The 25253-nt window shown below is 70.4% G+C and carries 21 protein-coding genes; 10 read left to right on the top strand and 11 right to left on the bottom strand.

Annotated elements, in window-relative coordinates; genetic code table 11:
- The first annotated feature begins 196 nt into the window (after positions 1–196).
- The 3 genes from E2C05_RS07805 (at position 197) to E2C05_RS07795 (ending at position 5508) form a co-directional block, all read left to right on the top strand.
- Positions 197–1153, top strand: a complete 957-nt coding sequence (locus tag E2C05_RS07805) for an ArsR/SmtB family transcription factor (RefSeq protein ID WP_133219054.1) — start codon at positions 197–199, stop codon at positions 1151–1153.
- A gap of 21 nt (positions 1154–1174) precedes the next feature.
- Positions 1175–4681, top strand: coding sequence for a methionine synthase (metH, locus tag E2C05_RS07800; RefSeq protein ID WP_133219053.1), 3507 nt, complete (start codon positions 1175–1177; stop codon positions 4679–4681).
- A 158-nt stretch (positions 4682–4839) separates the two neighbouring features.
- Positions 4840–5508 carry a hypothetical protein gene (locus tag E2C05_RS07795; RefSeq protein ID WP_133219052.1) on the top strand — a complete coding sequence of 223 codons (669 nt, stop codon included), beginning with the start codon at positions 4840–4842 and terminating at the stop codon, positions 5506–5508.
- A gap of 70 nt (positions 5509–5578) precedes the next feature.
- Here the strand turns inward: E2C05_RS07795 and E2C05_RS07790 are convergent, their stop codons facing one another.
- Both E2C05_RS07790 and E2C05_RS07785 read right to left on the bottom strand, forming a co-directional pair.
- The gene (locus E2C05_RS07790; protein ID WP_133219051.1) at positions 5579–6715 is read right to left on the bottom strand and encodes a 2-methylaconitate cis-trans isomerase PrpF family protein; all 1137 of its coding nucleotides are present in this window, start codon (positions 6713–6715) and stop codon (positions 5579–5581) included.
- 22 nt (positions 6716–6737) lie between these two features.
- Positions 6738–9071: a xanthine dehydrogenase family protein molybdopterin-binding subunit gene (locus E2C05_RS07785; RefSeq protein WP_133219050.1), complete on the bottom strand. Its 2334-nt coding sequence runs from the start codon at positions 9069–9071 to the stop codon at positions 6738–6740.
- Between the two features lie 119 nt (positions 9072–9190).
- Between E2C05_RS07785 and E2C05_RS07780 the strand changes: the two genes are divergently transcribed.
- The 4 genes from E2C05_RS07780 to E2C05_RS07765 all read left to right on the top strand — a co-directional run bounded on the left by E2C05_RS07780 (position 9191) and on the right by E2C05_RS07765 (position 13367).
- Entirely contained in the window at positions 9191–10330 is a 1140-nt protein-coding gene (locus E2C05_RS07780) for an acyl-CoA dehydrogenase family protein (RefSeq protein ID WP_133219049.1), read from the top strand.
- Positions 10330–11319 (top strand): acyl-CoA dehydrogenase family protein, encoded by a 990-nt coding sequence (locus E2C05_RS07775; RefSeq protein ID WP_133219048.1) that lies wholly within the window; start codon positions 10330–10332, stop codon positions 11317–11319. Before E2C05_RS07780 ends, E2C05_RS07775 begins: the two co-directional genes overlap by 1 nt.
- 86 nt (positions 11320–11405) lie before the next feature.
- Positions 11406–12206: a crotonase/enoyl-CoA hydratase family protein gene (locus E2C05_RS07770; RefSeq protein ID WP_133219047.1), complete on the top strand. Its 801-nt coding sequence runs from the start codon at positions 11406–11408 to the stop codon at positions 12204–12206.
- Positions 12207–13367, top strand: a complete 1161-nt coding sequence (locus tag E2C05_RS07765) for a pyridoxal phosphate-dependent aminotransferase (protein ID WP_133219046.1) — start codon at positions 12207–12209, stop codon at positions 13365–13367.
- Between the two features lie 18 nt (positions 13368–13385).
- On the opposite strand, the gene E2C05_RS07760 is transcribed toward E2C05_RS07765, so the two are convergent.
- Positions 13386–13775, bottom strand: a complete 390-nt coding sequence (locus tag E2C05_RS07760) for a phasin family protein (protein WP_158292001.1) — start codon at positions 13773–13775, stop codon at positions 13386–13388.
- A 192-nt stretch (positions 13776–13967) separates the two neighbouring features.
- Here E2C05_RS07760 and E2C05_RS07755 point away from each other — a divergent pair, with 192 nt between their 5' ends.
- Positions 13968–14372, top strand: coding sequence for a four-helix bundle copper-binding protein (locus E2C05_RS07755; protein WP_133219044.1), 405 nt, complete (start codon positions 13968–13970; stop codon positions 14370–14372).
- A gap of 69 nt (positions 14373–14441) precedes the next feature.
- Complete coding sequence (locus tag E2C05_RS07750; protein ID WP_200305625.1) at positions 14442–14783, top strand: DUF6496 domain-containing protein; 342 nt, start codon at positions 14442–14444, stop codon at positions 14781–14783.
- A gap of 71 nt (positions 14784–14854) precedes the next feature.
- On the opposite strand, the gene E2C05_RS07745 is transcribed toward E2C05_RS07750, so the two are convergent.
- The 3 genes from E2C05_RS07745 to E2C05_RS07735 form a co-directional block, all read right to left on the bottom strand.
- Entirely contained in the window at positions 14855–15604 is a 750-nt protein-coding gene (locus E2C05_RS07745; RefSeq protein WP_133219043.1) for an SDR family oxidoreductase, read from the bottom strand.
- A gap of 13 nt (positions 15605–15617) precedes the next feature.
- Positions 15618–16661, bottom strand: a complete 1044-nt coding sequence (locus E2C05_RS07740; protein ID WP_133219042.1) for a C-terminal binding protein — start codon at positions 16659–16661, stop codon at positions 15618–15620.
- 79 nt (positions 16662–16740) lie between these two features.
- Entirely contained in the window at positions 16741–17913 is a 1173-nt protein-coding gene (locus E2C05_RS07735) for a mandelate racemase/muconate lactonizing enzyme family protein (RefSeq protein WP_158292000.1), read from the bottom strand.
- 161 nt (positions 17914–18074) lie between these two features.
- On the opposite strand from E2C05_RS07735, the gene E2C05_RS07730 reads away from it, so the two are divergent.
- The gene (locus tag E2C05_RS07730) at positions 18075–18836 is read left to right on the top strand and encodes an SDR family oxidoreductase (RefSeq protein WP_133219040.1); all 762 of its coding nucleotides are present in this window, start codon (positions 18075–18077) and stop codon (positions 18834–18836) included.
- Positions 18837–18898: 62 nt separating this feature from the next.
- Here the strand turns inward: E2C05_RS07730 and E2C05_RS07725 are convergent, their stop codons facing one another.
- The 5 genes from E2C05_RS07725 to E2C05_RS07705 form a co-directional block, all read right to left on the bottom strand.
- Complete coding sequence (locus E2C05_RS07725; protein ID WP_133219039.1) at positions 18899–19807, bottom strand: carbohydrate ABC transporter permease; 909 nt, start codon at positions 19805–19807, stop codon at positions 18899–18901.
- Positions 19800–20756 (bottom strand): carbohydrate ABC transporter permease, encoded by a 957-nt coding sequence (locus E2C05_RS07720; RefSeq protein ID WP_133219038.1) that lies wholly within the window; start codon positions 20754–20756, stop codon positions 19800–19802. Before E2C05_RS07720 ends, E2C05_RS07725 begins: the two co-directional genes overlap by 8 nt.
- Positions 20757–20871: 115 nt before the next feature.
- Positions 20872–22200 (bottom strand): ABC transporter substrate-binding protein, encoded by a 1329-nt coding sequence (locus E2C05_RS07715; protein WP_133219037.1) that lies wholly within the window; start codon positions 22198–22200, stop codon positions 20872–20874.
- Between the two features lie 22 nt (positions 22201–22222).
- A complete protein-coding gene (locus tag E2C05_RS07710; RefSeq protein ID WP_133219036.1) occupies positions 22223–23272 on the bottom strand; it encodes an ABC transporter ATP-binding protein in 1050 nt (349 codons plus the stop codon).
- A gap of 88 nt (positions 23273–23360) precedes the next feature.
- The gene (locus tag E2C05_RS07705) at positions 23361–25052 is read right to left on the bottom strand and encodes a thiamine pyrophosphate-requiring protein (RefSeq protein ID WP_133219035.1); all 1692 of its coding nucleotides are present in this window, start codon (positions 25050–25052) and stop codon (positions 23361–23363) included.
- Positions 25053–25253: the final 201 nt, after the last annotated feature.

Raw genomic sequence — 25253 nt, 5'->3', positions numbered from 1 at the left:
CGCGCCCGCGGGCAGGGCGGGGGGCGGCGCCTCGGCCAGCACCGCGGCCCGGGGCCCGGCCGCCAGCGCCGCCGCCAGGGCGGCTGCATCCGCCGTCACCTGCAGCGGGATCCGCGCATCGAGGGTCCAGGCCATGCATTCAGTCTCCCGAAAGGGATACTCGACATAAGGATATCTTTATGTCATTCAGCCCCGCATGGACAAGATGCTGGCCCAGTTGCGCGCCGCCGCGGAGCCGACGCGGCTCCGCCTGCTCGCGCTCTGCGCCCGGGGCGCCTTCTGCGTGACCGATCTGTGCGAGGTGCTGGGCCAGTCCCAGCCGCGCCTGTCGCGCCACCTGAAGCTGCTGGTCGAGGCGGGGTTGCTGGAACGCGTGCCGGAAGGCGCCAATGCCTATTTCCAGCTGCCGCCGGGGGCGGAGCTGGCGCGCATGCTGCTGGCCCGCCTGCCGGAGGAAGACCCGGTGCTGGCCGCCGACCGCCGCGCCGCCGTGCGCCTCGCGGCCGAGCGGGCGCGGGAAGCCTCCGACGCCTTCCGCCGCGACGGCGCGGACTGGGACGAGATCCGCGCCCTGGAATTGCCGGCCTCGGCCATCGAGCAGGCCTTCCTGTCGCTGCTGCCGCCGGCCATCCCGCGCTTCCTCGATATCGGCACCGGCACCGGGCGGCTGCTGGAGCTGGTGGCGGACCGGGCCGACCGCGCCCTCGGCATCGATGCGAGCCGGGAGATGCTGGCGCTGGCCCGCGCCCGCCTGGCGGAGCGCGGCCTGGCCGGCCGCTGCGCCGTGCGGCAGGCCGACATGTACCGCCTGCCCCTGCCGGATGCCGGCTTCGACGTCGCCGCCCTGCAGATGGTGCTGCACTACGCCGACGACCCGGCGGCCGCCCTGGCCGAGGCCGCGCGGGTGCTGCGGCCGGACGGGCTGCTGGTGATCATCGACCTGGCGCCGCATGAGCATGGCCTGGTGCTGGAACGCCATGCGCATCGCTGGCCCGGCTTCGACGATGCCGCCATCGCCGGCTGGCTCGGCTCCGCCGGCTGCGTCGCCCTGCCGCCGGTGCTGGTGCCCGGCGAGCTTGCCATCCGCCTCTGGCCCGCCCGGCGCCTGCCGGGCCTGGTCGCCGCCCCCGCCCTTTCCGCGCTCACCTTCTGATCCCCGGGAACATCGCCCCCCATGGCCCGTCCGCACCTCCTCGATGCCCTGCGCGACCGCGTGCTGCTCTGCGACGGCGGGATGGGCGCCCGCGTGCAGGCCATGTCGCTGGACGTGGACAAGGACTACTGGGGCAAGGAGAATTGCACGGAGGTGCTGAACCTCTCGCGCCCCGACATCGTCCGCGAGATCCATCGCAGCTACTACGAATCCGGCGCCGACATGGTGCTGACCAACAGCTTCGGCGGCAGCCCCGTGACGCTCGGCGAGTTCGAGCTTGAGGGGAAGGCCTTCGAGATCAACCGCATCGCGGTGGAGCTGGCGCGCGAGGCAGCCGACAGCTTCGCCGATGGCCGGGACCGCTGGGTCATCGGCGATATCGGCCCGGGCACCAAGCTGCCGAGCCTGGGGCATATCCAGTACGACGCGCTGCAGGCGGCGCTGGAGGAACAGTGCCGCGGCCTGATCGCCGGCGGCGTGGATGCGCTGCTGACCGAGACCAACCAGGACACGCTCTACATCAAGGCGGCGGTGAACGCCGCCAAGGCGGCGACCCGCGCGGCGGGCAAGGACATCCCGGTCTTCGTGCAGGTGACGGTCGAGACCACCGGCACGCTGCTGGTCGGGCCGGACATCGCCGCCGCCAGCACGGTGGTGCATGCGCTGGACGTGCCGCTGATCGGCCTCAACTGCGCCACCGGGCCGCAGGAGATGGCCGAGCATGTCCGCTGGCTCAGCCAGAACTGGCCCGGCCTGATCAGCGTGCAGCCCAATGCCGGCCTGCCGGAACTGGTGGACGGCAAGACCCACTACCCGCTGGGCGCCGCCGAGATGGCGTCCTGGATGGAGCGCTTCGTCCGCGAGGACGGGGTGAACCTGATCGGCGGCTGCTGCGGCACCTCCACCCCCCATATCGCCGCTTTGGACGCCATGCTTCGCAGGCACGGCGCGCAGGGGACCGCGCATCGGCCGGTGCCGGTCGCCCGCAAGTACCACTGGGTGCCCTCCGTCGCCTCGCTCTATGGCGCGGTCGCGCTGCGGCAGGAGAATGCGTATTTCTCCATCGGCGAGCGCTGCAACGCCAATGGCTCCAAGGCCTGGCGGGAGCGGCAGGCGGCGCATGACTGGGATGGCTGCGTCGCCATCGGCCGCGAGCAGGTGGGGGAGGGGTCGAACAGCCTCGACCTCTGCACCGCCTTCGTCGGCCGCGACGAGATGGCCGAGATGAACGAGGTGGTGCGCCGCTTCACCTCCTCGGTGAACGCGCCCCTGGTCATCGATTCCACCGAGACGCCGGTCATCGAGGCCGCGCTGAAGCTGCATGGCGGCAAGCCGATCATCAACTCGATCAATTTCGAGGATGGCGAGAAGGCGGCCGAGGACCGGCTGATCCTCGCCAAGAAATTCGGCGCCGCCGTCATCGCCCTCACCATCGACGAGGTGGGCATGGCGAAGACGGCCGAGGACAAATTGCGGATCGCCCGCCGGCTGGTGGAGTTCGCCTGCGACAAGCACGGCCTGCCGCAGAGCGACCTGCTGATCGACCCGCTGACCTTCACCATCGCCACCGGCAACGAGGACGACCGCAAGCTCGGCCAATGGACGCTGGAAGGCATCAGGATGATCCGGGACGCGTTCCCGGACATCCAGATCATCCTCGGCCTGTCCAACATCAGCTTCGGCCTGAACCCGGCGGCGCGGCATGTGCTGAACAGCGTCTTCCTGGATCACGCCGTGAAGGCCGGCATGACCGGGGCGATCGTCCATGTCTCCAAGATCAAGCCGCTGCACCAGATCCCGGCCGAGGAGGTGCAGGTCGCCGAGGACCTGATCTTCGACCGGCGGCGGGAGGGCTACGACCCGCTGCAGCGGATGCTGGAGCTCTTCGCCGGCCGCAAGGCGGCGGATACCGGCGCCAAGAAGAAGGCCGAGACGGTCGAGGGCCGCCTCAAGGACCGGATCGTCGACGGCGACCGCAAGGGCCTGAACGAGGAGCTGCAGGACGCGCTGGACCAGGGCATCGCCCCGCTGTCCATCATCAACGACATCCTGCTGGACGGGATGAAGGTGGTGGGCGAGCTGTTCGGCGCCGGCAAGATGCAGCTGCCCTTCGTCCTCCAGTCCGCGGAGACGATGAAGGCGGCCGTCGCCTACCTCGAGCCCTTCATGGAGAAGATCGAGGGGCAGGAGAAGGGCACTATCGTGCTCGCCACGGTGAAGGGCGATGTGCACGATATCGGCAAGAACCTGGTCGACATCATCCTGACCAACAACGGCTACCGCGTGGTCAACCTGGGCATCAAGGTGCCGCTGGCCGACATGGTCGCGGCGGTCAAGGAACACCGCGCGCATGCCATCGGCATGTCCGGCCTTCTCGTGAAGTCCACCGTGGTGATGCGCGAGAACCTCGAGGAGATGTCGCGCATCGGCCTCGACGTGCCGGTGCTGCTGGGCGGCGCCGCGCTGACCCGCAACTATGTCGAGGATGACTGCGTCCGCGCCTATGCGTCGGGACGCGTCGCCTATGCGCGGGATGCCTTCGACGGCCTGCACCTGATGGACAAGGTGACGGGCAACGGCTTCGACGACTACCTCGCCGCGGTGCAGTCGAAGCGCAAGGGCAAGGCGCGGAACGAGAGCCGGACGCTGGGCACCGCCGACCCGCGCGGCTTCGCCCCGGTGGACGTGAACTACGCCCAGGGGCGCCGCCGCCGGGTGACGGAGGGCGAGCCGATCCCCGACCCGCCCTTCTGGGGCGCGCGGGTGATCGAGGCGGCGCCCAAGGCCGTGGTGCCCTTCATCAACGAGCGCAGCCTGTACCAATTCCAGTGGGGCTTCCGGAAGCAGGGCCGCAGCCTGGAGGATTTCCTCGGCTGGGCGAAGCAGGAGCTGCGCCCCGTTCTCAAGCGCATGCTGGCGCTGACGGAGGAGCAGGCGATCCTCCGGCCGCAGGCCATCTACGGCTACTGGAAATGCGCCGGCCAGGGCAACGACCTGGTGCTGTTCGAGCAGGACGGGGTGACCGAGGCCTGCCGCTTCAGCCTGCCGCGCCAGCCGAAGCAGGATGGCGAGTGCATCGCCGACTTCGTCCGCGACATCGAGGACGGGCCGGGCGCCCGCGACGTCATCGGCCTGCAGGTCGTCACCGTCGGCCAGAAGGCCAGCGACATGGCGCGCGACTGGTTCGAGGACAACCGCTACCAGGACTACCTCTACCTGCACGGCCTGTCCGTGGAAATGGCCGAGGCGATGGCGGAATACGTCCACAAGCGCATCCGCGCCGAATGGGGCTTCGCCCAGCACGACGACCGGGACATGGAGAAGATGCTGTCCCAGGGCTATCGCGGCGGCCGCTATTCCTTCGGCTACCCCGCCTGCCCGCGGCTGGAGGACCAGGAGCCGCTGCTGCGGCTGCTGGGGGCGGAGCGCATCGGCGTCTCGATCAGCGACGAGTGGCAGCTCCACCCCGAGCAATCGACCAGCGCCATCGTGCTTCACCATCCGAAGGCGAAATACTTCTCCGTCTGATCCGCCGCGGCGCGCGGCGCCGCGCCGCGTGACTGGCGGATTCGTAACGCTTGCGTTGAGCCCCTATTAAAGCAGGGTCTGTTTGCATCAGGATTCTGGCGACTCCGCCTGCCCGGAGAAGACCCCCAGGCAGGCGATGGCGCGGAGGAGAAACCTGGATGGCAACCCGCACCCGCAAGACGTCCGGGAAGCGGCGGTCCTACGCCCCGGCCTGGGGCACCGGCAGCCGGACGAGCTCGGTCCGGCCAGGCTCGCGCATCGGCCTGCTGCGGGTTGAGCATGAGGGCGAGCCCTATGAGTGGCGCGGGCAGTTCTCCCGCCGCCGCTGGGTGTGCCGCTGCGACTGCGGCAACCTGACCGAGGTGCGGGAGGACCGGCTGCGCCTGGCCACCACCCGCAGCTGCGGCTGCGTCCGCACCAGCGTGGCGCGGGAGAGGCTGCTGAAGCATGGCGGCCGGGCCAATGGCCGGGCGGCGCCGGAATACTGGGCCTGGCAGGCCATGCTGCACCGGATGGAGGATGTGCGGGTCTGCCGCCGCTGGCGCGCCGGCAAGGGCCAGGGCTTCGCCGCCTTCCTCGAGGATGTCGGCCCGCGGCCGTCCGAACGGCATCGCCTGGTCCGCCCCGACCCGTCCCGCGCCTTCGGCCCGGACAATGCCGAATGGCAGGCGGATGTGCCGCGCCGCGGCGTGCCGCGCCGCCTGGTCGCCTGGCGCGGCCGGCAGATGACCCTGCACGAGGCGGCCGAGCGCGCCGGCGTGCCCTATGCCCGGCTGTGCAAGCGGCTGGAACGCGGCTGGCCGGTGGCCGAGGCGCTGCGGAGCTGACCTTGCGGCCTGGCCCGACGCTCGCCGCCAGCGGCGGCGGCGGGAGCGGGCCGGCAGGCGACCGAAGCCGCTACAGGGGCAAAGCGACCTGCCCCTGCATCAGGCGGCGGGCGGTGCGGAACACCACCGCGCTGTCGGCCTGCCAGCCCGTGTCGTCCCGCCGCACCTCGGCCCCCACCGCCAGCGTGCCGGAAGGATGCGCGACCCGGATCTCCTCCGGCCGCGCGCCGCGCCTCGCCAGGGCCTGCGGGATGCTGCCCTCCACCCGGCAGGCGACGGCAAGGCCCATGGCGCCGGTCATCGGCACGGCGCGGTGCGGGCGTTCCATGGACAGCATGCGGATGGTCACGTCATGGCCGGCCGGGTCCAGCACCCCGCCGTCCAGCGTGCGGGCGGCGGTCGGCCCCGCCACCAGCGCGACGCGGGGGGAGGCGAGGCCGACCGCCGCCTCGGTCGCCGCCAGCCCCATGGCAACGCCGGCCAGGCGGCGGATGCGGTCCAGCAGCGCCATCAGGTCGGCGCGCGCCTCGATGGCGTCGGGCGTCTCGGCGCCGGTCAGGCCGAGATCCGCCGCCGCCACGAAGACCGCCGGGTTGGCGGCATCCACCAGGCTGGCGCGCAGCGGGCCGAAGCCGGGGATCTCCAGCACATCCACCGGGCTGCCGGTCGGCAGCAGCGCGGCGCATTGCGACCCGCCGGGCGCGAGGAAGTCCAGCCGGATGCGCGCCCCCGTCCCCGCGACGCCGGCGATGGCGAAATCGCCCCGCACCTCGGCCCGGCCCTCCCGCACCGGGAAGCGGGCATGGATGATCTTCCGCGTGTTCACCTGGTGGATGCGCACCAGCGCCTCGCCATCCGCGACGCGCACCAGGCCTTCGTCCACCGCGAAGGGCCCGACGGCGGAGGAGAGGTTGCCGCAATTCCCCTTCCAGTCCACCACCGGCCTGTCCACCGCCACCTGGGCGAAGGTGTAGTCCACATCGGCCTCCGGGTGGCTCGGCGGGCCGATCAGCACGGCCTTGGAGAGGGAGGAGATGCCGCCGCCCATGCCGTCCAGCTGCCGCCCATAGGGGTCCGGGCTGCCGAGCACGGAGAGCAGGATGGGGTCCACCGCCGCGCGGTCCGCCGGCAGGTCCTTGGCGTGGAAGAACACGCCCTTGGAGGAGCCGCCGCGCATGAAGACGGCCGGGAGGAAGGATTGGGTCATTCCGCGCGCCTCCGGCCCGACCTCATGCCGCCTTCCGCTCCCGCAAAGCCAGCACGCGCCAGACCTTCTCCGGCGTGACCGGCATGTCGATATGCGGGATGCCCAGCGCGTCGCAGATGGCCGAGACGATGGCCGGCGGCGCGCCGCAGGCCCCGCCTTCGCCGGCGCCCTTCACGCCCAGGTCGTTGTTCGGGCAGGGCACGATGTGGAAATCCAGGTCGAAGCCCGGCGCGTCGGCCGCCCGCGGCAGGCAGTAATCCTGGAAGCTGGCGCTCAGGAACTGCCCGCTCTCGGGGTCATAGACCGCGTGCTCCAGCAGCGCCTGGCCGATGCCGGCCATGATGCCGCCATGGCTCTGGCCATGCACCAGCATCGGGTTGATGACGGTGCCGACATCGTCCACGGCGGCGTAGCGGACGATCTCCACGCGGCCCGTGTCCGGGTCCACCTCCACCTCCGCCACATGGCAGCCATTGGGGAAATTGCACTCGGTGCTGCGGGTATAGACCAGTTGCTCGTCGAGGCCTGGGGTCTCGCCTTCCGGCGGCGCCTGCGCCGCCTCCAGCACCTGGGTCCAGGTCAGGGCCAGGTCGGTGCCGGCCACGCGGAAGACGCCATCGGCGAATTCCACGTCGTCCACCGCCGCTTCCAGCCGGTGCGCCGCCAGCCGCCGCGCCTTGGCCAGCACGAGGTCGGAGGCCCGCGCCACCGCCACCCCGCCCATCTGGGAGGAGCGGGAGCCGCCGGTGCCGTTGCCCTGCGCCACCACCGCCGTGTCGCCCTGGATCAGCCGCACCGCGTCGAAGGGGATGCCGAGCTTGTGGTGGATGATCTGGGCGAAGGCGGTCTCGTGCCCCTGCCCATGGCTGAAGGTGCCGACGGTCAGCGCGACGGTCCCGTCCGCCTCGAAGGCCACGCGCGCCCATTCGCTGGGCTGGCCGCCCGAGGCCTCGATGAAGTAGCCGAGGCCGATGCCGCGCAGCCGGCCGCGCCGCGCCGCCTCGGCGCGCCGGGCCGGGAAGCCCTGCCAGTCCGCCAGCGCCAGCGCGCGGTCCTGCGTCTCGGCGAACAGCCCGCTGTCGATCGCGTTGCCGACCACGTTGGTATAGGGGATCTGCGCCGGCTTGATGTAGTTGCGCCGCCTGATCTCGTCCCGCCCGATGCCGAAGGCTTCGGCGCCCAAGTCGTAGAGCCGTTCCAGCACATAGGCCTGTTCCGGCCGCCCGGCGCCGCGATAGGCATCGGTCGGCGTGGTGTTGGTGAAGACGCAGCTGACCTGGGCGTTCAACGCCTGGATGTCGTAGACCGTGCCCATGATGCGCGCGCCCGCCACGGTCGGCACGCGCGGCCCGAAATCCTGCAGATAGGCGCCCATGGCGGCGAAGGTGCGGATCTTCACGCCGAGCGTCTTCCCATGGGCGTCGAAGGCCATCTCCGCGCGGGTGACATGGTCGCGGCCATGCGGGTCGCACATGAAGGTCTCGGTGCGGCCGCTGAGCCATTTCACCGGCCTGCCCAAGCGTCGGGCTGCCCAGAGAACCATGCCAGACTCAGGAAAAATCTTGCCGCGCAGGCCGAAGCCGCCGCCCACATCCGGCGAGATCACCCGCAGCTTCTCCTTCGGCACCTTCAGCACCAGCCGGGCCAGCCCGTCCTGCACCCGCATCACGCCCTGGGTGGGGGAGTGCAGCGTCCAGCTCTCCGTCGTCGCGTCGTATTCGCCGATGGCGACGCGCGGCTCCATCGGGTTGCCGACAACGCGGTTGTTGACCAGCTCTAGGCGCACGGTCTTCGCGGCGCCGGCGAAGGCGGCCTCCGCCTCCGCCTCCCGCCCGCTGTCCCACAGCACGCAAAGATTGCTGCCATTCGCCTCCCAGATCACCGGCGCGCCCGGGTCCAGCGCCGCGGCGGTGTCGGTGACGCTGGGCAGGGTCTCGTACTCCACCTCGATCAACTCGGCCGCGTCCTGCGCCTGGGCGCGGGTCTCCGCCACCACCAGCGCGACGGGGTCGCCGACGAAGCGCACCCGTTCGGTCTGCAGGATCGGGCGCGGGGTGGGGAACAGCTTCGTCCCACCCTTGCCGGGGACATCCACCATCACCGGGAAATGCCCGATGCCGTCGGCGGCGGCGTCATGCCCGGTCAGCACCGCCAGCACCCCGGGCGCCGCCTGCGCCGCCGCGGTGTCCATGGAGACGATCCGGGCATGGGCATGCGGCGAGCGCAGGACGAAGGCATGCGCCTGGCCGGGCCGGTCGATGTCGTCGGTATAGGTGCCGCGCCCGGTCAGCAGCCGGACGTCTTCCTTGCGCCGTACCGGCTGGCCGATCCCGAACTTGTCCCCAAGGCCGTGCATAGCCCACCCCCTCGCATCCCCGGCAGGAAAGCCACCCCGCCCCGCCCTGTCGAGGGGGGTGGCGCGCCCGGCCGGAATGGGCCAAGTCAGACGCCAAACGGGCAGGAGGGAACCGGACCATGGCCGGCTTGCGCTTCGACTTGCGGGACCTGCCGCCGGAGGCGGCGGCGTTGCGCACCGATCTCCGCGCCTTCCTGGCGGAGGCGGGGCGGCACTGGTCCCCCATGGTCCGCGCCTATTCCTGGATGGGGTTCGACCGCGAATTCTCGCGCGAGGTGGGCAGGCGCGGCTGGATCGGCATGACCTGGCCCGGCGCCTATGGCGGCGGGGAGCGCAGCGCGCTGGAACGTTATGTGGTGCTGGAGGAGATGCTGGCGGCCGGCGCCCCGGTCGGCGCCCACTGGATCGGGGACCGGCAGTCAGGCCCGCTGATCCTGCGGCTGGGCACCGAGGAACAACGTCGCGAATTCCTGCCCCGCATCGTCTCCGGCGAGCTGGCCTTCGCCATCGGCCTGTCGGAGCCCGACAGCGGCTCCGACCTCGCCAGCCTGCGCACCCGGGCGGAGAAGGTGCCGGGCGGCTGGCGGATCAATGGCCGCAAGGTCTGGACCACCAACGCGCATCGCTGCGACTTCATGATCGCGCTGCTGCGCACCGCGCCGGCGCCCGACCCCAAGGCGAAGCACCAGGGGCTGAGCCAGTTCCTGGTGGATTGCCGCAGCAGCGGCATCACCATCCGCCCCATCCTCGACCTGGTGGGGGAGGAGGGGTTCAACGAGATCACCTTCGACGACGTCTTCGTCCCCGACAGCCTGCTGGTCGGGCAGGAAGGCAATGGCTGGGAACAGGCGACGGCCGAGCTGGCCTTCGAGCGGGCGGGGCCGGAACGCTACCTCTCCTCCCTGCCGCTGCTGACCGCCGCGCTGGACGATCTGCGCGCCGAACCCGCCGCGGCCGAGACCGTCGGCCGCCTGCTGGCCCGCGCCGGCACGCTGCGCGAAATGTCCCTGGCGGTCGCCGGCATGCTGCAGGACGGCAAGACCCCGGCCCGCGAGGCCGCATTGGTAAAGGATGTCGGCAACGACTACGAGCAGGCGCTGCCCGAGACGCTGCGCGACCTGTTCGACCCCGCCCGCACGCCGCCCGAGGTGCAGGAGATGCAGCGCATCATGACCATGGTCGCCCGCAGCTACAGCCTGCGCGGCGGCACCCGCGAGATCCTGCGCGGCATCATCGCCCGCCAGCTGGGGCTGCGCTGATGTCGGACGATCTCCGCACGATCCTGCTGGAGCAGGTGGAGCGCCTGCTCTCCGACCAGTCCGGCCCCGACCGCCTGCGCGCCAACGAACGCGGCGAGTGGCCGGAGGCGCTCTGGGCCGAGGCCGAGGCGCTGGGCCTGCCCACCGCCATGGCGCCCGAAGCGCTGGGCGGCGCCGGCCTCACCTGGGGCGATGCCGCGGCGCTGTGGCATGTGCTGGGCCGCCACGCCTCCCCCCTGCCGCTGGGCGAGGGCATGGTCGCCGCCGCGCTGCTGGCCGCCGGCGGCATCGCGCCGCGGCCGGGCCTGCTGGGCCTGAGCGTCGGGCCCGAACCCGTCGCCTGGGGCCGCCGCGCCGCTGCCCTGGTGATGGTCGCGGGCGGCACGGTGCTGCTGCAGCCCGGCCCCGCCACCCGCCAGGGCCTCGCCCCCTACAGCCGCGAACCCGCCGACCACGCCGCACCGGGCGTGCCCGCCGAGGAAGGGCGCCTGCCCGCCGGCTTCGGCCCGGACGCCGCGCTGCTGGCCGGCGCGCTGCTGAACGCCGCCCGCATCGCCGGCGCGCTGGAAGCGGTGCTGGACATGACGGTGGAGTACGCGAACACCCGGAAGCAGTTCGGCCGCGCCATCGGCGGCTTCCAGGCGGTGCAGCAATTGCTGGCCCGTGCCGCCGGCGAGACCGCCGCCGCCGCCGTCGCGGTCGCCAATGCCGGCCGCGCCGCCGACCGCCACGGCCTGGCCGGCGCGGAATTCGAGATCGCCTCGGCCAAGGTCGTCGCCGGCGAGGCCGCCGGCACCTGCGCCGCCATCACCCACCAGGTCCATGCCGCCATCGGCTTCACCGACGACCACCCGCTGCACCTGTTCACGCGCAGGATGTGGGAGTGGCGGGATGGCTTCGGCGCGGAGCGGGTCTGGGCCAGGCGGATCGGCACCGCAGCCCTCGCTCGTGGGGGCGACAATCTCTGGGCTGACCTGACAGCCCGTTGAGGGGGGCTTTGCCCCCCTCAAGCTCCCCCCACCAGGGGTCAGGCGACCCCTGGACCGGCCTGAGTCTGCAAGCGGAAACACACGCCATGTCCGGCTACGTCACCTACGAAGAAACCGACCACGTCGTCACCCTGACGCTGAACGCACCCGAGAAGCGCAACGCCATCTCCACCTTCGCGGATTGCGACGCCGTCGTGGACGCGGTGCGCCGCGTGAATCGCGACCGCAGCGTGCGCGCCGTGATCCTGACCGGCGCCGGCACCGCCTTCTGCGCCGGCGGCGACCTGAAGGCCATGCGCGACCGCCGCGGCATCATCGAAGGCAGCCATGCCGACCTGCGGGAGAATTACCGCCGCGGCGTCCAGGCCATGGCCAATGCCCTCTATGACTGCGACGCGCCCACCATCGCCGCGGTGAACGGGCCCGCGATCGGCCTCGGCCTCGACGTCGCCTGCATGTGCGACATCCGCATCGCCTCGGAGACTGCCCGCTTTGCCGAGAGCTTCATCAAGGTCGGCATCGTCCCCGGCGATGGCGGCGCCTGGCTGCTGCCGCGCGTCGTCGGCATGTCCATGGCCTGCGAGCTCAGCTTCACCGGCGACCAGATCGACGCCCAGACCGCGAAGGAGATCCGCCTGGTCTCCCGCGTCGTCCCGGCCGAGGGGCTGATGCCCGCCGCCCGCGCCCTCGCCGCCCGCATCGCCGCCAACCCGCCCGAGATGGTGCGCATGACCAAGCGCCTGCTGCGCGAGGGCCAGCACACCCGGCTGTCCACCCTGCTGGAGATGTCCGCCGCCTTCCAGGCCCTTGCCCACTCCACGGAGGACCACAAGGAAGCGGTCAATGCGATGTTGGAAAAGCGGAGCCCAAGCTTTACAGGGCGCTGAATGCACGCCCCTGCTCCCCGCACCGCCGTCGCCGCCCTCGAAGCCTCCAAGATCCGGGAGGTTTACCGGGATTGCGGCGGCATCCCCGGCCTCATCCCCCTCTGGGTGGGGGAGCCGGACATCCCGACGCCGGACTTCATCAAGCGCGCGGCGAATGACAGCCTGGCGGCGGGGGAGACCTTCTACTCCTCCAACCTCGGGATCGAGCCGCTGCGGGAGGCCATCGCCGCCTACCAGCGCCGCATCGGCCGCCAGGTGACGGCCGACCGCATCTGCGCCACCAGCGCCGGCGTCAACGCCATCATGCTCGCCTGCCAGTCGGTGCTGGACCCGGGCGACCGCGTGGTGACGCTGGCGCCGCACTGGCCGAATATCGGCGCCATCCCGCTGATCCTCTCCGCCCCGGTGGAGACGGTGCCGCTGCACTTGGCCCAGGGCCTCTGGCGCGTGGACTTGGACCAGCTTTTGTCCGCCATCAGGCCGGAGGTGCGGATGGTGATGCTGAACAGCCCCGGCAACCCGACCGGCTTCGCCTTCACGCGGGAGGAGGTGCGGGCGATCCTGGATCACTGCCGCCGCACCGGCACCTGGATCCTGGCCGACGAGGTCTATGACCGGCTCTACTACGAAGGCGGGCCGGCGCCCTCGTTCCTCGACATCGCCACGCCCGAGGACCGCGTCATCGCGGTGAACAGCTTCTCGAAATCCTGGGCGATGACGGGGTGGCGGTTGGGCTGGCTGACCGCGCCGGCCACGCTGGTGGACGGGCTGGCCAAGCTGGTGGAATACAACACCTCCTGCGCGCCGGTCTTCGTGCAGCGCGCCGGCATCGCCGCGGTGACGCAGGGCGACGCCTTCATCGACCAGACCGTGGCGCTGTTCCGCCCGCTGCGGGACCGCACGGCGGCGGCGCTGAACGCGGTGCCGGGCGTCACGGCGCCGGTCGCCGCCGGCGGCATGTACAGCTTCTTCCGGGTGGAGGGGCTGACCGACAGCCTGGCCGAGGCCAAGCGCATGGCGCAGGGCGCGCTGGTCGGCCTCGCGCCCGGCAGCGCCTTCGGCCCGGGTGGGGAAGGCCATTTCCGGCTCTGCTTCGCCCAGCAGGAGGCGACGCTGGACCGCGCCCTGGACCGCGTGACGGGTTGGCTGGCGCGGCGCTGAGCGGCGCCGCGGGCGGGGCTACTCCTCCTCCCCGCCCTTCAGCACCTTGCCCATCAGGGTGACCGTGTCGCCCTGCATGCGCTGCATCAGGCCGGCGATGTCCTGCGCCGTCTGCAGGCCCAGCGAGCGCGCACGATCCACCATCTCCAGCATCGCCCTGGCCGTTTCCGGCGACGCATCGGCATTGGCCAGGCGGCGGGCATTCTCCGCCATCTCGTCCAGCGTGCGGCGGGTGACCTGCGCATGCTGGTCCGCCGCGGCCTGCAGCCAGGTCACCGCCAGGCGATTCGCCGCCAGGATCATGTCCAGCCCGCGCCGCTGCATGGTCAGCAGGGCTTCCGGTCCTGCGGCCCGCGGCGGCGGCACCAGCGGCTGGAAGCCCGCGCCGGGCGGTTGCTCCCCATCCATCCTCACGACTCCCTCGTTGTCCCGGCCGCAGGCGCGTCCTGGCGGGTGCGCCGGCCTGCGTCCGTATCTGGTCCCGGCGCGATCCGGCGCCAGCGGCAGCATGGCAAGCCTGCCGCCGCGACGCCAGCGCAACGGTGGCAGCCCGGTGCCCCCAGCCGCGTTCCTTCGCAACCCTTCAGCCGGAGGTTACGCATGACCCGCCACCTGCAGGCGATGCTGGACAGCCAGCCGCGCCACCCTTCCGCGCAGGACCTGATCGCGCGCTGCATCGCCGCCTGCCTGGACTGTTCCGCCGCCTGCACGGGCTGCGCCGATGCCTGCCTGGCGGAGGAGAATGTCCGGCACCTGGCCGCTTGCATCCGCCTGGACCTGGACTGCGCCGACCTGTGCGGCGCGACGGCGCGCGTGGTGGGGCGGCTGACCAGGCCGAACAAGGCGACGATGGCGGCGGCGCTGCAGGCTTGCATCGCCGCCTGCCAGGCCTGCGCCGCCGAATGCGAGGGCCATGCGGCGATGCATGCGCATTGCCGCGTCTGCGCCGAGGCCTGCCGCGACTGCGCGGAGGCCTGCCAGGACCTGCTGGATGTCGTGCCCTGATGCGGCGGGTGGCCGGAAGTGAACGCCGGAGGGCCGGCAATCGTTTGGTGCAGGGCGGCGTCACGGCCCGTGACCCGCTTGAGGGAGGCGGCGATGGCGAAGGAGAGCAAGGCGCAGCGCGAAACCGTCGCGCGCGTGATGGAGGAGTGGAAGGCCGGCCGGCTGGAGACGAGCCGCGGCACGCCGGTGGAGAGCCAGCGCCAGGCGGTGGCGATCGCGCTGCACGAGGCCGGCGCATCCCGCGACGAGACGCCGGCGAGGAACCGCGCCAACCTGCGCCGCACCAAGGCGGTGGAGGCGAAGGCGGGCGAGACGCGCGACGCGCTCTATGCCGAGGCGACGCGCCGCGGCATCGCCGGCCGTTCCCGCATGACGAAGGCCGAACTGGCGCGCGCCCTGGTGAAAGGCTGACCCCGGCGGGCCAGGGGCCCTTCGGCCCCTGGCGGGATGAGCGCGAGAGGGGCAGGCCCCCCTCTCGGATCCTACCCCCGGGCGATCCACGGCATCTTCGCCGCGGCGATGGTGACGAACTGGATGTTCGCATCCAGCGGCAGGTTCGCCATCATGACGATGGTGCTGCCGACATGTGCGACGTCGAAGGTCGGCTCCACTTTCATCTCGCCATTCGCCTGCTTCACGCCGCGGGCCATGCGCGCCGTCATCGGCGTCGCGGCATTGCCGATATCGACCTGGCCGGAGACGATGTCGAAGGCGCGGCCGTCCAGCGCCAGGGTCTTGGTCAGGCCGGTGATGGCATGCTTGGTGGAGGTGTAGGCGACGCTGTCCGGCCGCGGCACATGCGCGCTGATGCTGCCGTTGTTGACGATGCGCCCGCCCATCGGGTCCTGGTTCTTCATGATGCGGAAGGCCGCCTGGGCGCAGAGGAAGGAGCCGGTGAGGTTCACCTGCACCACGCGCGCCCAGTCCTCGTATTTCAGGTCCTCGATCGGCCCCGCCGGCACGTTGCCGCCGGCATTGTTGAACAGGAAATCCAGCCTTCCCCAGTCGGCCTTCAGCCTGTCGAACAGGGCGTTGACCGAGGCGGGGTCGCCGACATCGGTGGGCACCGGGATGGCGCGCGGGCCGGCATTGCCGGCCAGGCCCTTCGTCTCCTCCAGCGCATCCTGGCGGCGGCCGGCCAGGGCCACGGTCCAGCCATCGGCCAGCAGGGCCAGGGCGGCGGCGCGGCCGACGCCGGATCCGGCGCCGGTGACGACTGCATATTTGCTCATCTTCGGGAACTCCTCAGGAATTCGGGCCGCGGCCCATGCCGATCGGCTGCCAGCGGCGCAGGGCGGTGGTCTGCAGCACGGCCGGGTTCACGCAGCTCATCGGCCACTTGCCCTGCAGCACCAGCGCCAGCTCATGCCCGACGCGGCGCTTGCGCGCCTCGTCGAAGCGGGCGCTCGCGCTGGCGACATGGGCGGTCAGCGTCACGTTCTCCATCCGCAGGATGGGGTTGTTGTGGGACGGCGGCTCGGTCTCCAGCACGTCCAGCGCGGCATGGGCGATCCAGCCTTCCTGCAGCGCCTTGATCAGCGCCTCCTCATCCACGGTCGGGCCGCGGCCGGTATTGATGAAGACGGCGCTGGGCTTCATCAGGCGGAAATGCTGCTCCTTCAGCATATGCGTGCATTCCGGCCGCGCCGGCGCATGCATGGACACGAAGTCGGACTGCGCCATCACCTCGTTCAGCGTCGCCGGCAGCACCCCGTGGTCGGAGATCAGCATCTCCTCGACGAAGGGGTCGTAGGCGATCATCCGCAGGCCGAAGGGCGCGGCGCGCTTCGCCACCGCGCGGGCGACCCGGCCGAAGGAGATGAAGCCCAGCGTCTGGCCCATCAGCCGGGGGATCTTCAGCAGCGCCGGGCGGCCTTCCCTCCAGCGGCCCTCCCGCACCATGCGGTCCTGCTCGATCAGCCGGCGGAAGCCGCCGAGCAGCAGGGCCATGGCATGGTCCGCCACCTCCTCGATGAAGGTGTCGGGGACATTGGTCACGGGGATGCCGCGCGCGGTCGCCGCCTTCACGTCCACGCTGTCCACGCCGACCGACCCGAGGGCGATCAGCTTGCACTTCGTCAGGCTGTCGATGATCTCCTTGGTGATCGGGATGCCCTTGGCATAGATGGCGTCGGCATCCTTGGCCGCGGCGATGAAGCCGGCGGTGTCGGTCGGCGCCTCCTCGATCGCGGCATCCAGGCCGGCCAGCGCCTCGCTCTCCAGGTCGTAGCCGCCGCCGGCCACGGTGAAGCTGGCGCCGGCAGGGGTGACGATGCGGTATTGCGGCATCCGGTGTTCCTTCCTTTCCGAGACAGGATGGGAGGGGAGGGAAATGCCCTCCCGCCCCCACCCCTCCTTTTCTCCGGGTCTAGCGGGGTGGGCGGGCGCGGATCGCCGCTTCGTTGACCTCGACGCCCCAGCCGGGGCCGGTGGGCAGCACAAGCTCGCCATCCTCGATCACCGGCGGCGGGGTGAACTCGTCGCGCCAGGACACGCTGTCGATGTCGATCTCCATCACCCGGAAATTCGGGATGCAGGCGGAGAACTGCGCGCTGATCATGCTGCACAGGTTGCCGTAGAAATTATGCGGCGCGCAGTTCACCTCATAGACGTCGCAGAGCGAGGCGATCTTCATGCTCTCGCCCAGCCCGTTCCAGATGACGTCCACGATGCCGACATCCATGGCGTAGTGTTCGAGGAAGGGACGGAATTCGCGGCGGCCGTGCAAGGTCTCGGCCGAGGCGATGGGGCAGGGCGCCATGCGCTTGATGGTGGCCAGCGCGGCGGGATCGTGGCTGTCGATCTCCAGCCAGGTCAGGTTGAACGCCGCGACCGCCTCGGCCACGCGCTGGAAGCCCTCGGTCTTGAAATGGAAATTGGTGTCGAGATGGATGCCCATCTCCGGCCCCACCGCATCGCGGATGCTGCGGAGATGCGCCTTCAGCTCGGCCAACAGCCTGTTGTCCCAGTTCAGCTCCGGCCAGCCGGCATGGCGGCCGAAGCCCGGCGAGTACTGGAACAGCGCGCCATCCGCGCCGGGCACCAGGATGTTGGTCTTCAGCGCGCGAAAGCCACGGTCCTTCACCTCCGCCGCATGGCGGGCGACGTCCGCGCGGGTCCGGATGGGCGGCACGCCCATATGGGCGGCGTTGCGCACGCGGTAGCTGGCGAAATGCGACCAGTAGACCGGGATCCGCTCCCGGATCGGGCCGCCGAACAGCGCCGCGACGGAGATGCCGCGGGCCCGGGCGGCGATGTCGAGCAGCGCATTCTCGATCGCCGCGATGGCCTGCTGGTTCAGCCCGCCGCGCGACTGCCGCGTCATCACCTGCAGCCAGGCCGTCACCTCCTCCCACCGGCAGGGATCGCGGCCGATGATCAGCGGCGTCAGCGCCTCGATCACCGATGCGAGGCCGGCGGAGCCGAAGCTCTCGCTGAATTCGGACCAGCCGACCAGCCCGTCATCGGTGGTGACCTTCAGGAAGGAGAAGAGCCGCCAGCCGGCATCGGCGCGCAGCGTCTCGACCCGGGCGATCTTCATCCGGTCCTCCGTTCCCGTCCCATGGTCTTCGGCGCGGCGTCGCATCACGGCGCGCCATCGCGCCCGAGCGATCCGCTTGTCCCGGATCGAACCATGCCGCCCGGCTATCCACAAGCCGGCGCGGCGGCGTTAGCGTGGCGGCCTGAGACGGGGAGGATGCCATGGGCAGGCTGGACGGCAGGATCGCCTGGGTGACGGGCGCGGGCAGCGGGATCGGGGAGGCGGTGGCGGAGCGCTTCGGCGCCGAGGGCGCCATGGTGATCCTGACCGGGCGCCGGCGCGACCGGCTGGAGCAGGTGGCGGAGCGCATCCGCGGCAAGGGCGGCAAGGCCGAGGTGCAGCCGGCCGACCTGATGCAGGCGAGGGACGTGCAGCGCGTGGCAGATGCGATCGCCGCGGCGCATGGCCGCCTCGACGTGCTGGTGAGCAATGCCGGGCTGAACGTGACGGAGCGGCGCTGGGACAACCTGACGCCGGAGGGGATCGACCAGCTGATCCAGGGCAACCTCTCCTCGGCCTTCTATGTCGCGCGGGCGGTGCTGCCGGTGATGCGGAAGCAGGGCGGTGGGGTGATGATCCACACCGCCAGCATGGCCGGGCGCAATGTCGGCGTGATGAGCGGCGCCGGCTACAACGCGGCCAAGCACGGCGTGGTGGCGATGAGCCACACGATCAACATGGAGGAATGCGTCAACGGCATCCGCAGCACGGCCTTCTGCCCGGGCGAGGTGAACACCGAGATCCTGAAGAAGCGCCCCAATCCGCTGAGCCAGGAGGACCTGGACCGGATGCTGCAGCCGGAGCACTGCGCCGACCTGCTGCTGTATGTGGCGACGCTGCCGCCAGGCGTGACGATGAACGAGGTCTGGCTGACGCCGACCTACAACCGCGGCTACGTGGCCGGCCTGCAGCGCAAGCTCTGATCCGGGCCGGGGTCCGGGGCCTCGCCCGAGGCCCCGGCGGCTGGGCGAGGGCAGGCCCTCGCTTACTCCTTCACAGCTCCCGTCAGCGACGACACGTAGTAGTCCACGAAGAAGCTGTAGAAGATCGCCACGGGCAGGCTTCCCAGCAGCGATCCCGCCATCAGCGCCCCCCACTGGTACACGTCGCCCGAGACGAGCTCCGTCAGGATCGCCACCGGCACCGTCTTGCTCTCGCTGCTCTGGATAAAGGCGAGGGCGTAGATGAACTCGTTCCAGGACAGGGTGAAGCTGAAGATGCCGGCGCTGATCAGCCCGGGCACGGCCAGCGGCAGGGTGATCTGCGTCAGGATCTGCAGCCGCGTCGCGCCGTCGATCAGCGCGCATTCCTCCAGCTCATAGGGGATCGACTTGAAGTAGCCGATCAGCAGCCAGGTGCAGAAGGGCACCAGGAAGGTCGGGTAGGTCAGGATCAGCGCGAAGGGCGTGTCGAACAGGCCCAGGCGGAAGACCATGGTCGCCAGCGGGATGAACAGGATGCTGGGCGGCACGAGGTAGGCCAGGTAGATCCCCAGCCCGACATACTGGCTGCCCTTGAAGCGCAGCCGCTGGATCGCATAGGCCGCCAGCACGCTGGCGAACAGCGACAGGAAGGTGGAGGCGATGGCCACCAGCATCGTCGTCCAAAGCCAGCGCGGGTAGCTGGTGTTGAACAGCAGGTGCTTGATGTGGGCGATGGTCGGGCTGCTGATCCAGAACGGGTTGTACTGCTTGTAGTCGTACAGCTCGGCGTTCGGCTTGAAGGCCGTCACGGCCATCCAGTAGAACGGGAACAGCAGGATGATGAGGAAGCAGGCGAGCGGGACATAGAGCGTCACCACCCGGCGCGCCTTGCTGTCCCAGGTCATCAGCTCCGGCGCCAGGGCGGCGCGCGCTTCCGGCCCGTCGGATGCGGCGGCGGTCGCTTCAGTCATTGCCTTCCCCCTGCTGCCACTTGCGCCGCGCCATGCCGAAATAGGTGAACAGCGTGGCGAAGACGAGGAAGGGGATCATCGCCACCGCGATGGCCGCGCCTTCCGCCAGCTGCCCGCCGGGAATGCCGCGCTGGAAGGCCAGCGTGGCCATGAGATGGGTGGAGTTCACCGGCCCGCCGCGGGTGATGGCGTAGACCAGCTGGAAGTCGGTGAAGGTGAAGATGATGCTGAAGGTCATGACGATCGCCAGGATCGGCATCAGCAGCGGCACGGTGATCTGGGTGAAGCGCTGCCAGGCCGTGGCGCCGTCCAGCAGCGCCGCTTCGTAGAGGCTGGGGCTTATGGTCTGCAGCCCGGCCAGCAGGCAGATCGCGACGAAGGGGATGCCACGCCAGATATTGGCCGCGATCAGCGAGTAGCGCGCCGGCCAAGCGGAGCCCAGGAAGTCGAAATAGGTGGTCCGCAGCCCCAGCACGTCGACGACGATGTAGGAGACGATGCTGAACTGCGGGTCGTAGATCCACCAGAAGGCGATCGCCGACAGCACCGTGGGCGTGATCCAGGGCAGCAGGACGATGGCGCGGATCAGCGACTTGAACGGCAGGTGCTGGTTCAGCAGCAGCGCCAGCCAGAGGCCGAGCGCGAATTTCCCGACCGTGGCGACGGCGGTGTAGAACACGCTGTAGAAGACCGCGTTCCAGAACACCGGGTCTTCCGCCAGGTATTCGAAATTCTCGAGGCCGACCCAGGATCCGCCGCGGCCAATCATGGTGTCGGTGAAGGCCAGCCAGATGCCCAAGCCGAGCGGATAGGTCAGGAAGACCAGCAGCAGCCCGACCGCCGGCAGCAGGCAGAGGAAGACGAGCAACGGCTTCCAGTCGAACAGCCGGACCAGCCAGCTTGGTTCCTGGCGGACATTCTTCCAGGCCGCGGTGGCCGTTGCGGACATGGGCAGCCTTCCTCCCTGATCTGGTGGGGGCCGCCGTCGCCGGCGGCCCCGCGAACCCTGCCTGCCGGGCAGATCTACGCGTCCGGGCCTTCGCCCTGCCGCGATCTGTCCCGCCTCACGTGCCGCGGTAGTAGCGGCGGGCGCGCCGGTCGGCCTCGCGCGCCGCGGCTTCCGGCGTCTGCTGGCCGGATGCGACGGCGGCGCACATCTGCACCATGACATATTCCGCGGTGGCGGCGGCGGCGGCCTGGTTGATCGGGCCCTTCCAGCCATTCCAGAAGCGGTTGTTCATGCTGTCCTTGAACACCGCCAGCTTGGGGTCGCTGTTCCAGACCGCGCTGCGGTCGTAGGCGTTCAGCGGATGCGCCCAGTAGCCCAGGCATTTCTGCAGCCAGGGGTCGTACTGCTCCCGCTCCATCATGAAGGCCAGATAGGCCTTGGCCGCGTTGGGGAAGCGGCTGTGGCGGAACAGCATGGCGTTGATGGTCAGCGCCGATTGCGGGGCGGACCCGACGAGGCCGGCCGGCATCGGCGCATGGTTGGTGTCGGCGGCGATCGCCGCCGTCGCCGGGTCGTTCTTCAGCGCGAAATACAGCGAGACGCCGTTCTGCGTCAGGAAGCACTCGTTCGCCGCATAGGCCCGGTTGTTGGAGACGTCGCTCCAGGACAGGGTGCCGGGCGGGAAGGTCTTCTGCAGCTCGGCGGCGTATTTCAGCGCCTCCACCGTCTGCTTGCTGTTGATGGCGACCTTCCCGGCCTCATCGACCAGGAAGCCGCCATGCGACCAGACCAGCCAGTTGGCATAGCCGTTGCCGTCGCCGACGGCATTGCCCAGGGTGAAGCCGGCCGGCTTGTTGGCGGCGCGCAGCTTGCGGCAGAGGTCGAGGAACTTGTCGTGCTCGGTCGGGATGCCGCTGTAGCCGGCTTCCCGCACCGCGCTCTCCCGGTACACCACGGGGCCGGAGGTGCCGCCGAAGGGAATGCCGATCCAGTTGTTGGTGCCGTTCCGCTTGCCGAACTTCTCGCCGAGGAATTTCCAGCCGCCATAGCGCTTGCCAAGATATTCCGCGACGTCGGTCAGCTCGACCAGCTTGTCGACGAAGATGTGCGGGTCCTCGGCCCAGCCCAGCACCACGTCCGGCCCGCTGCCGGTATTGGCGGTGACGGCGGTCTGGGCGCGGATATCCTCCCATCCCACGAAGTCGACGCGGACCTGCACGCCGGTCTGCTGCTGGAAGCGCGCGGTGTTCTCGCGGAACAGCACCTCGTCCGGCTCGACGAAGCGGGCCGGGCGCAGGATGCGCAGGGTCGCGCCGCTCTCGACCGGCAGGTTGAGCGAGGCCTCGGCCGCGGGGATCTGCGCCGCCGCCTGCCGCGCGGCCGCACTTGCCGCCAGGGCGGCGCCGGCCAGCGTCAGCGCCTCGCGTCTCGTGATCACATGCATCGTGGTGTCGTTCCCCCTTGGGTCAGGCGGTCACGCGCCGGCCCGTCTCGCCGTCGAAGAGGTGGACCAGGTCCAGGTCCGGCGCGATGCCGATGATGTCGCCCGGGCCGGCCGAGACGCGTTCGCGGAAGGCGCCGGTCAGCGTCGTCTCGCCCAGGCGCATCAGCACCTGCGTCTCCGACCCCGTCGGCTCGACGAGCTGCACGCGGGCGCGCAGCCCGTTCGGGTCCAGCCGGAAATGCTCGGGCCGGATGCCGTAGACGCCGGCATGGCCATTCGCCCGCGGCGGCATCGGCAGCACGCCGCCGCCCTCCGCCTCGAACCCGCCATTGCCGGGGCGGCCCTTCAGCAGGTTCATCGCCGGGCTGCCGATGAAGCCGGCGACGAACAGGTTCGCCGGGCGGTCATACAGTTCCAGCGGCGGGCCGGCCTGCTCCACATTGCCGCCGTTCATCACCACGATCTTGTCGGCCATGGTCATGGCCTCGATCTGGTCGTGGGTGACATAGACGGTCGTCACCTTCAGCCGCTGGTGCAGCTCCTTGATCTCGGCCCGCATCTGCACGCGCAATTTGGCGTCCAGGTTGGACAGCGGCTCGTCGAACAGGAAGACCTGCGGGTGCCGGACGATGGCGCGGCCCATGGCGACGCGCTGCCGCTGGCCGCCCGAGAGTTGGCGGGGAAAGCGGTCGAGGAAGGGCTCCAGGCCGAGGATGCCGGCGGCGCGCCGGACCTCGGCATCCATCGCATCCTTGGGCGCCTTGGCCAACTTCATGGAGAAGGCCATGTTCTGCCGCACCGTCATGTGCGGATACAGCGCGTAGTTCTGGAACACCATGGCGATGTCCCGGTCTTTCGGCGGGACGTTGTTCACCACGCGGCCGCCGATGGCGATCTCGCCGGAGGTGATGTTCTCCAGCCCCGCCAGCATCCGCAGCAGGGTGGACTTGCCGCAGCCGGATGGCCCGACCAGGACCACGAACTCGCCATCCGCGATGTCCACGCTGACGCCGTGCAGCACCTCCACCGGGCCAAAGGCCTTGCGGACGTTGTTGATGGTCACCGTGGCCATGCGGACTCCTGCCAAGACAAGCGAGGGAGGCTCTGCCTCCCTCGCGCTCCCTCCGCCAAGGGCCGAAGGGCCCTTGGAACCCTCGAGTTTATTGCCGGGAGACCTGTGTCTCTTTGCTCGTGATGAACTCCAGCAGCACCGGGATGCCGGCCTGCGTCTTCTCGATGCCGCGGCGGATCGCCGGCACGATCTCGGACGGGTCGGTCACCCGTTCGCCATGGCCGCCGAAGGCGCGCGCCATCGCCGCATAGTCGCCGGAGATGTCGGTGCTGCGGTACTTCTCGGTGCTGACCGGCATCACCTTCAGCTCGATCGCCATGGAGAAATTGTTCAGCAGCACGGACATGATCGGGATGCGCTCGCGCACGCAGGTCTCGAAATCCATGCCGGTGAAACCGATGGCGGCATCGCCCCAGACATTGATGCAGAGCTTCTCGGGTGCCGCCAGCTTGGCCCCCATCGCCAGGCCCAGCCCGTAGCCCAGCTGCGTGGTCTTGCCCCAGCCGAGATAGGACAGCGGGGTCGTGCTCTTCCAGAAGGGCGAGATCTGGTCGCGCGGGCTGCCGGCGTCATGCGTGATGATGGTGTTGTCCTTGTCCACCGTGTGCTGCAGATCCCACAGCACGCGATAGGGGTTCAGCGGCGCGTCCTTGCTGGTCAGCTTCGGCATCCACTCGGCCAGCCAGGGCTCCCGCACCGACTGGATCTCGGCCGCCACCGGCGCCGGGTCGCGCGGCGACGCCACCAGCGCCTCAAGCTCGGCCAGCAGCGCATCCATGGTCAGGCCGGCATCGCCGATCAGGCCGATATCCGCCCGCACATCCTTGTTCAGGTGCATCGGGTCGAGCGTGGCGTGGATGTATTTCGGCCCCTTCGGCATCTTCGCGCCGAAATTGGTCTCGGTGAAGGAACAGCCGATGCCGATGATCACATCCGCCTTGTCGAGGAAGACGCGCATGTGCTTGCCCATGGCGACGCCGGCGGCGCCCAGGCTCAGCGGATGCTCCTCGTTGAAGGCGGACTTCCCGCCCAGGCTGGTGCAGACCGGCGCCGCCAGCAGCGCCGAAAGCTTCGCCAGCTGGTCCCAGGCCCGCGCCCAATGCACGCCGGTGCCGGCATAGATCACCGGCCGCTTGGCGCCGGCCAGCAGCGCCGCGGCGCGCTTCACCTCGGCCGGGTCGGGGCCGTAGCGCGTGGCGATCACCGGCGCATAGTCGATCTCGCCGACCTCGGCATTCCACAGGTCGGTCGGCACCTCCACCAGCACCGGCCCGCCGCGGCCATTGCGCAGCCTGGTGAAGGCGCGGCGCATGATGTTCTGGATCTCGGCGGCGACGACGACCGGCTCGGCCGACTTCACCACATGGCGCATCGCCTCGGAGGAGTTGTAGTTCGGGTCGATATGCGCGATCCGCTGCGGGTAGCCCTGCGGCACCACCAGCACCGGCACGCTCTCGCCATAGGCCTGGGCGACGCCGCCATAGGCGTTCTCGCTGCCCGGGCCGTGCTGCATGCAGAAGGCGCCGATCTTGCGGCCGCTGGTCACGCGGCTGATCGCATCCGCCATGTGCAGCCCGATGCGTTCCTGCCGCACCATGACGGGGCGGATGTCGCGCGCCGCGGCGAATTCGATCAGGTGGTTGACCGGATAGCCGCAAAGGATCTCGACGCCCTCGCGCCGCATGATCTCCGCGATGGCTTCGCCAAGCTTCATGTCCGAATTCCTCCCGCCCGGCGCTTGCGCAGCCGATGCCGCGCGGCCGGTTCGCCCGGCGCGCATCCGTTTCCTGCCGAAAGCTTGCCCTGCCTTCGCGGGGCGCGCAACGGTCGCGCGGCACCGTGACTGCCGCCGCATCCGGCAACCCTGGCGCTGGCTGCCTGCGCCGCGGGCAGCGCGCGGCGTCAGCACCGCGCCTGCCGCCGCCGCATGCGCTTCCCGCAACCGGGAAACCCCGCATACTCCGCCGCCATCCATGGCTGG

This window comes from Paracraurococcus ruber (assembly GCF_004353985.1).
GTDB lineage: Bacteria > Pseudomonadota > Alphaproteobacteria > Acetobacterales > Acetobacteraceae > Paracraurococcus > Paracraurococcus ruber.
The sequence above is the reverse complement of the archived record's forward strand: the minus strand, read 5'-3'. Positions and strand labels throughout refer to the sequence as shown.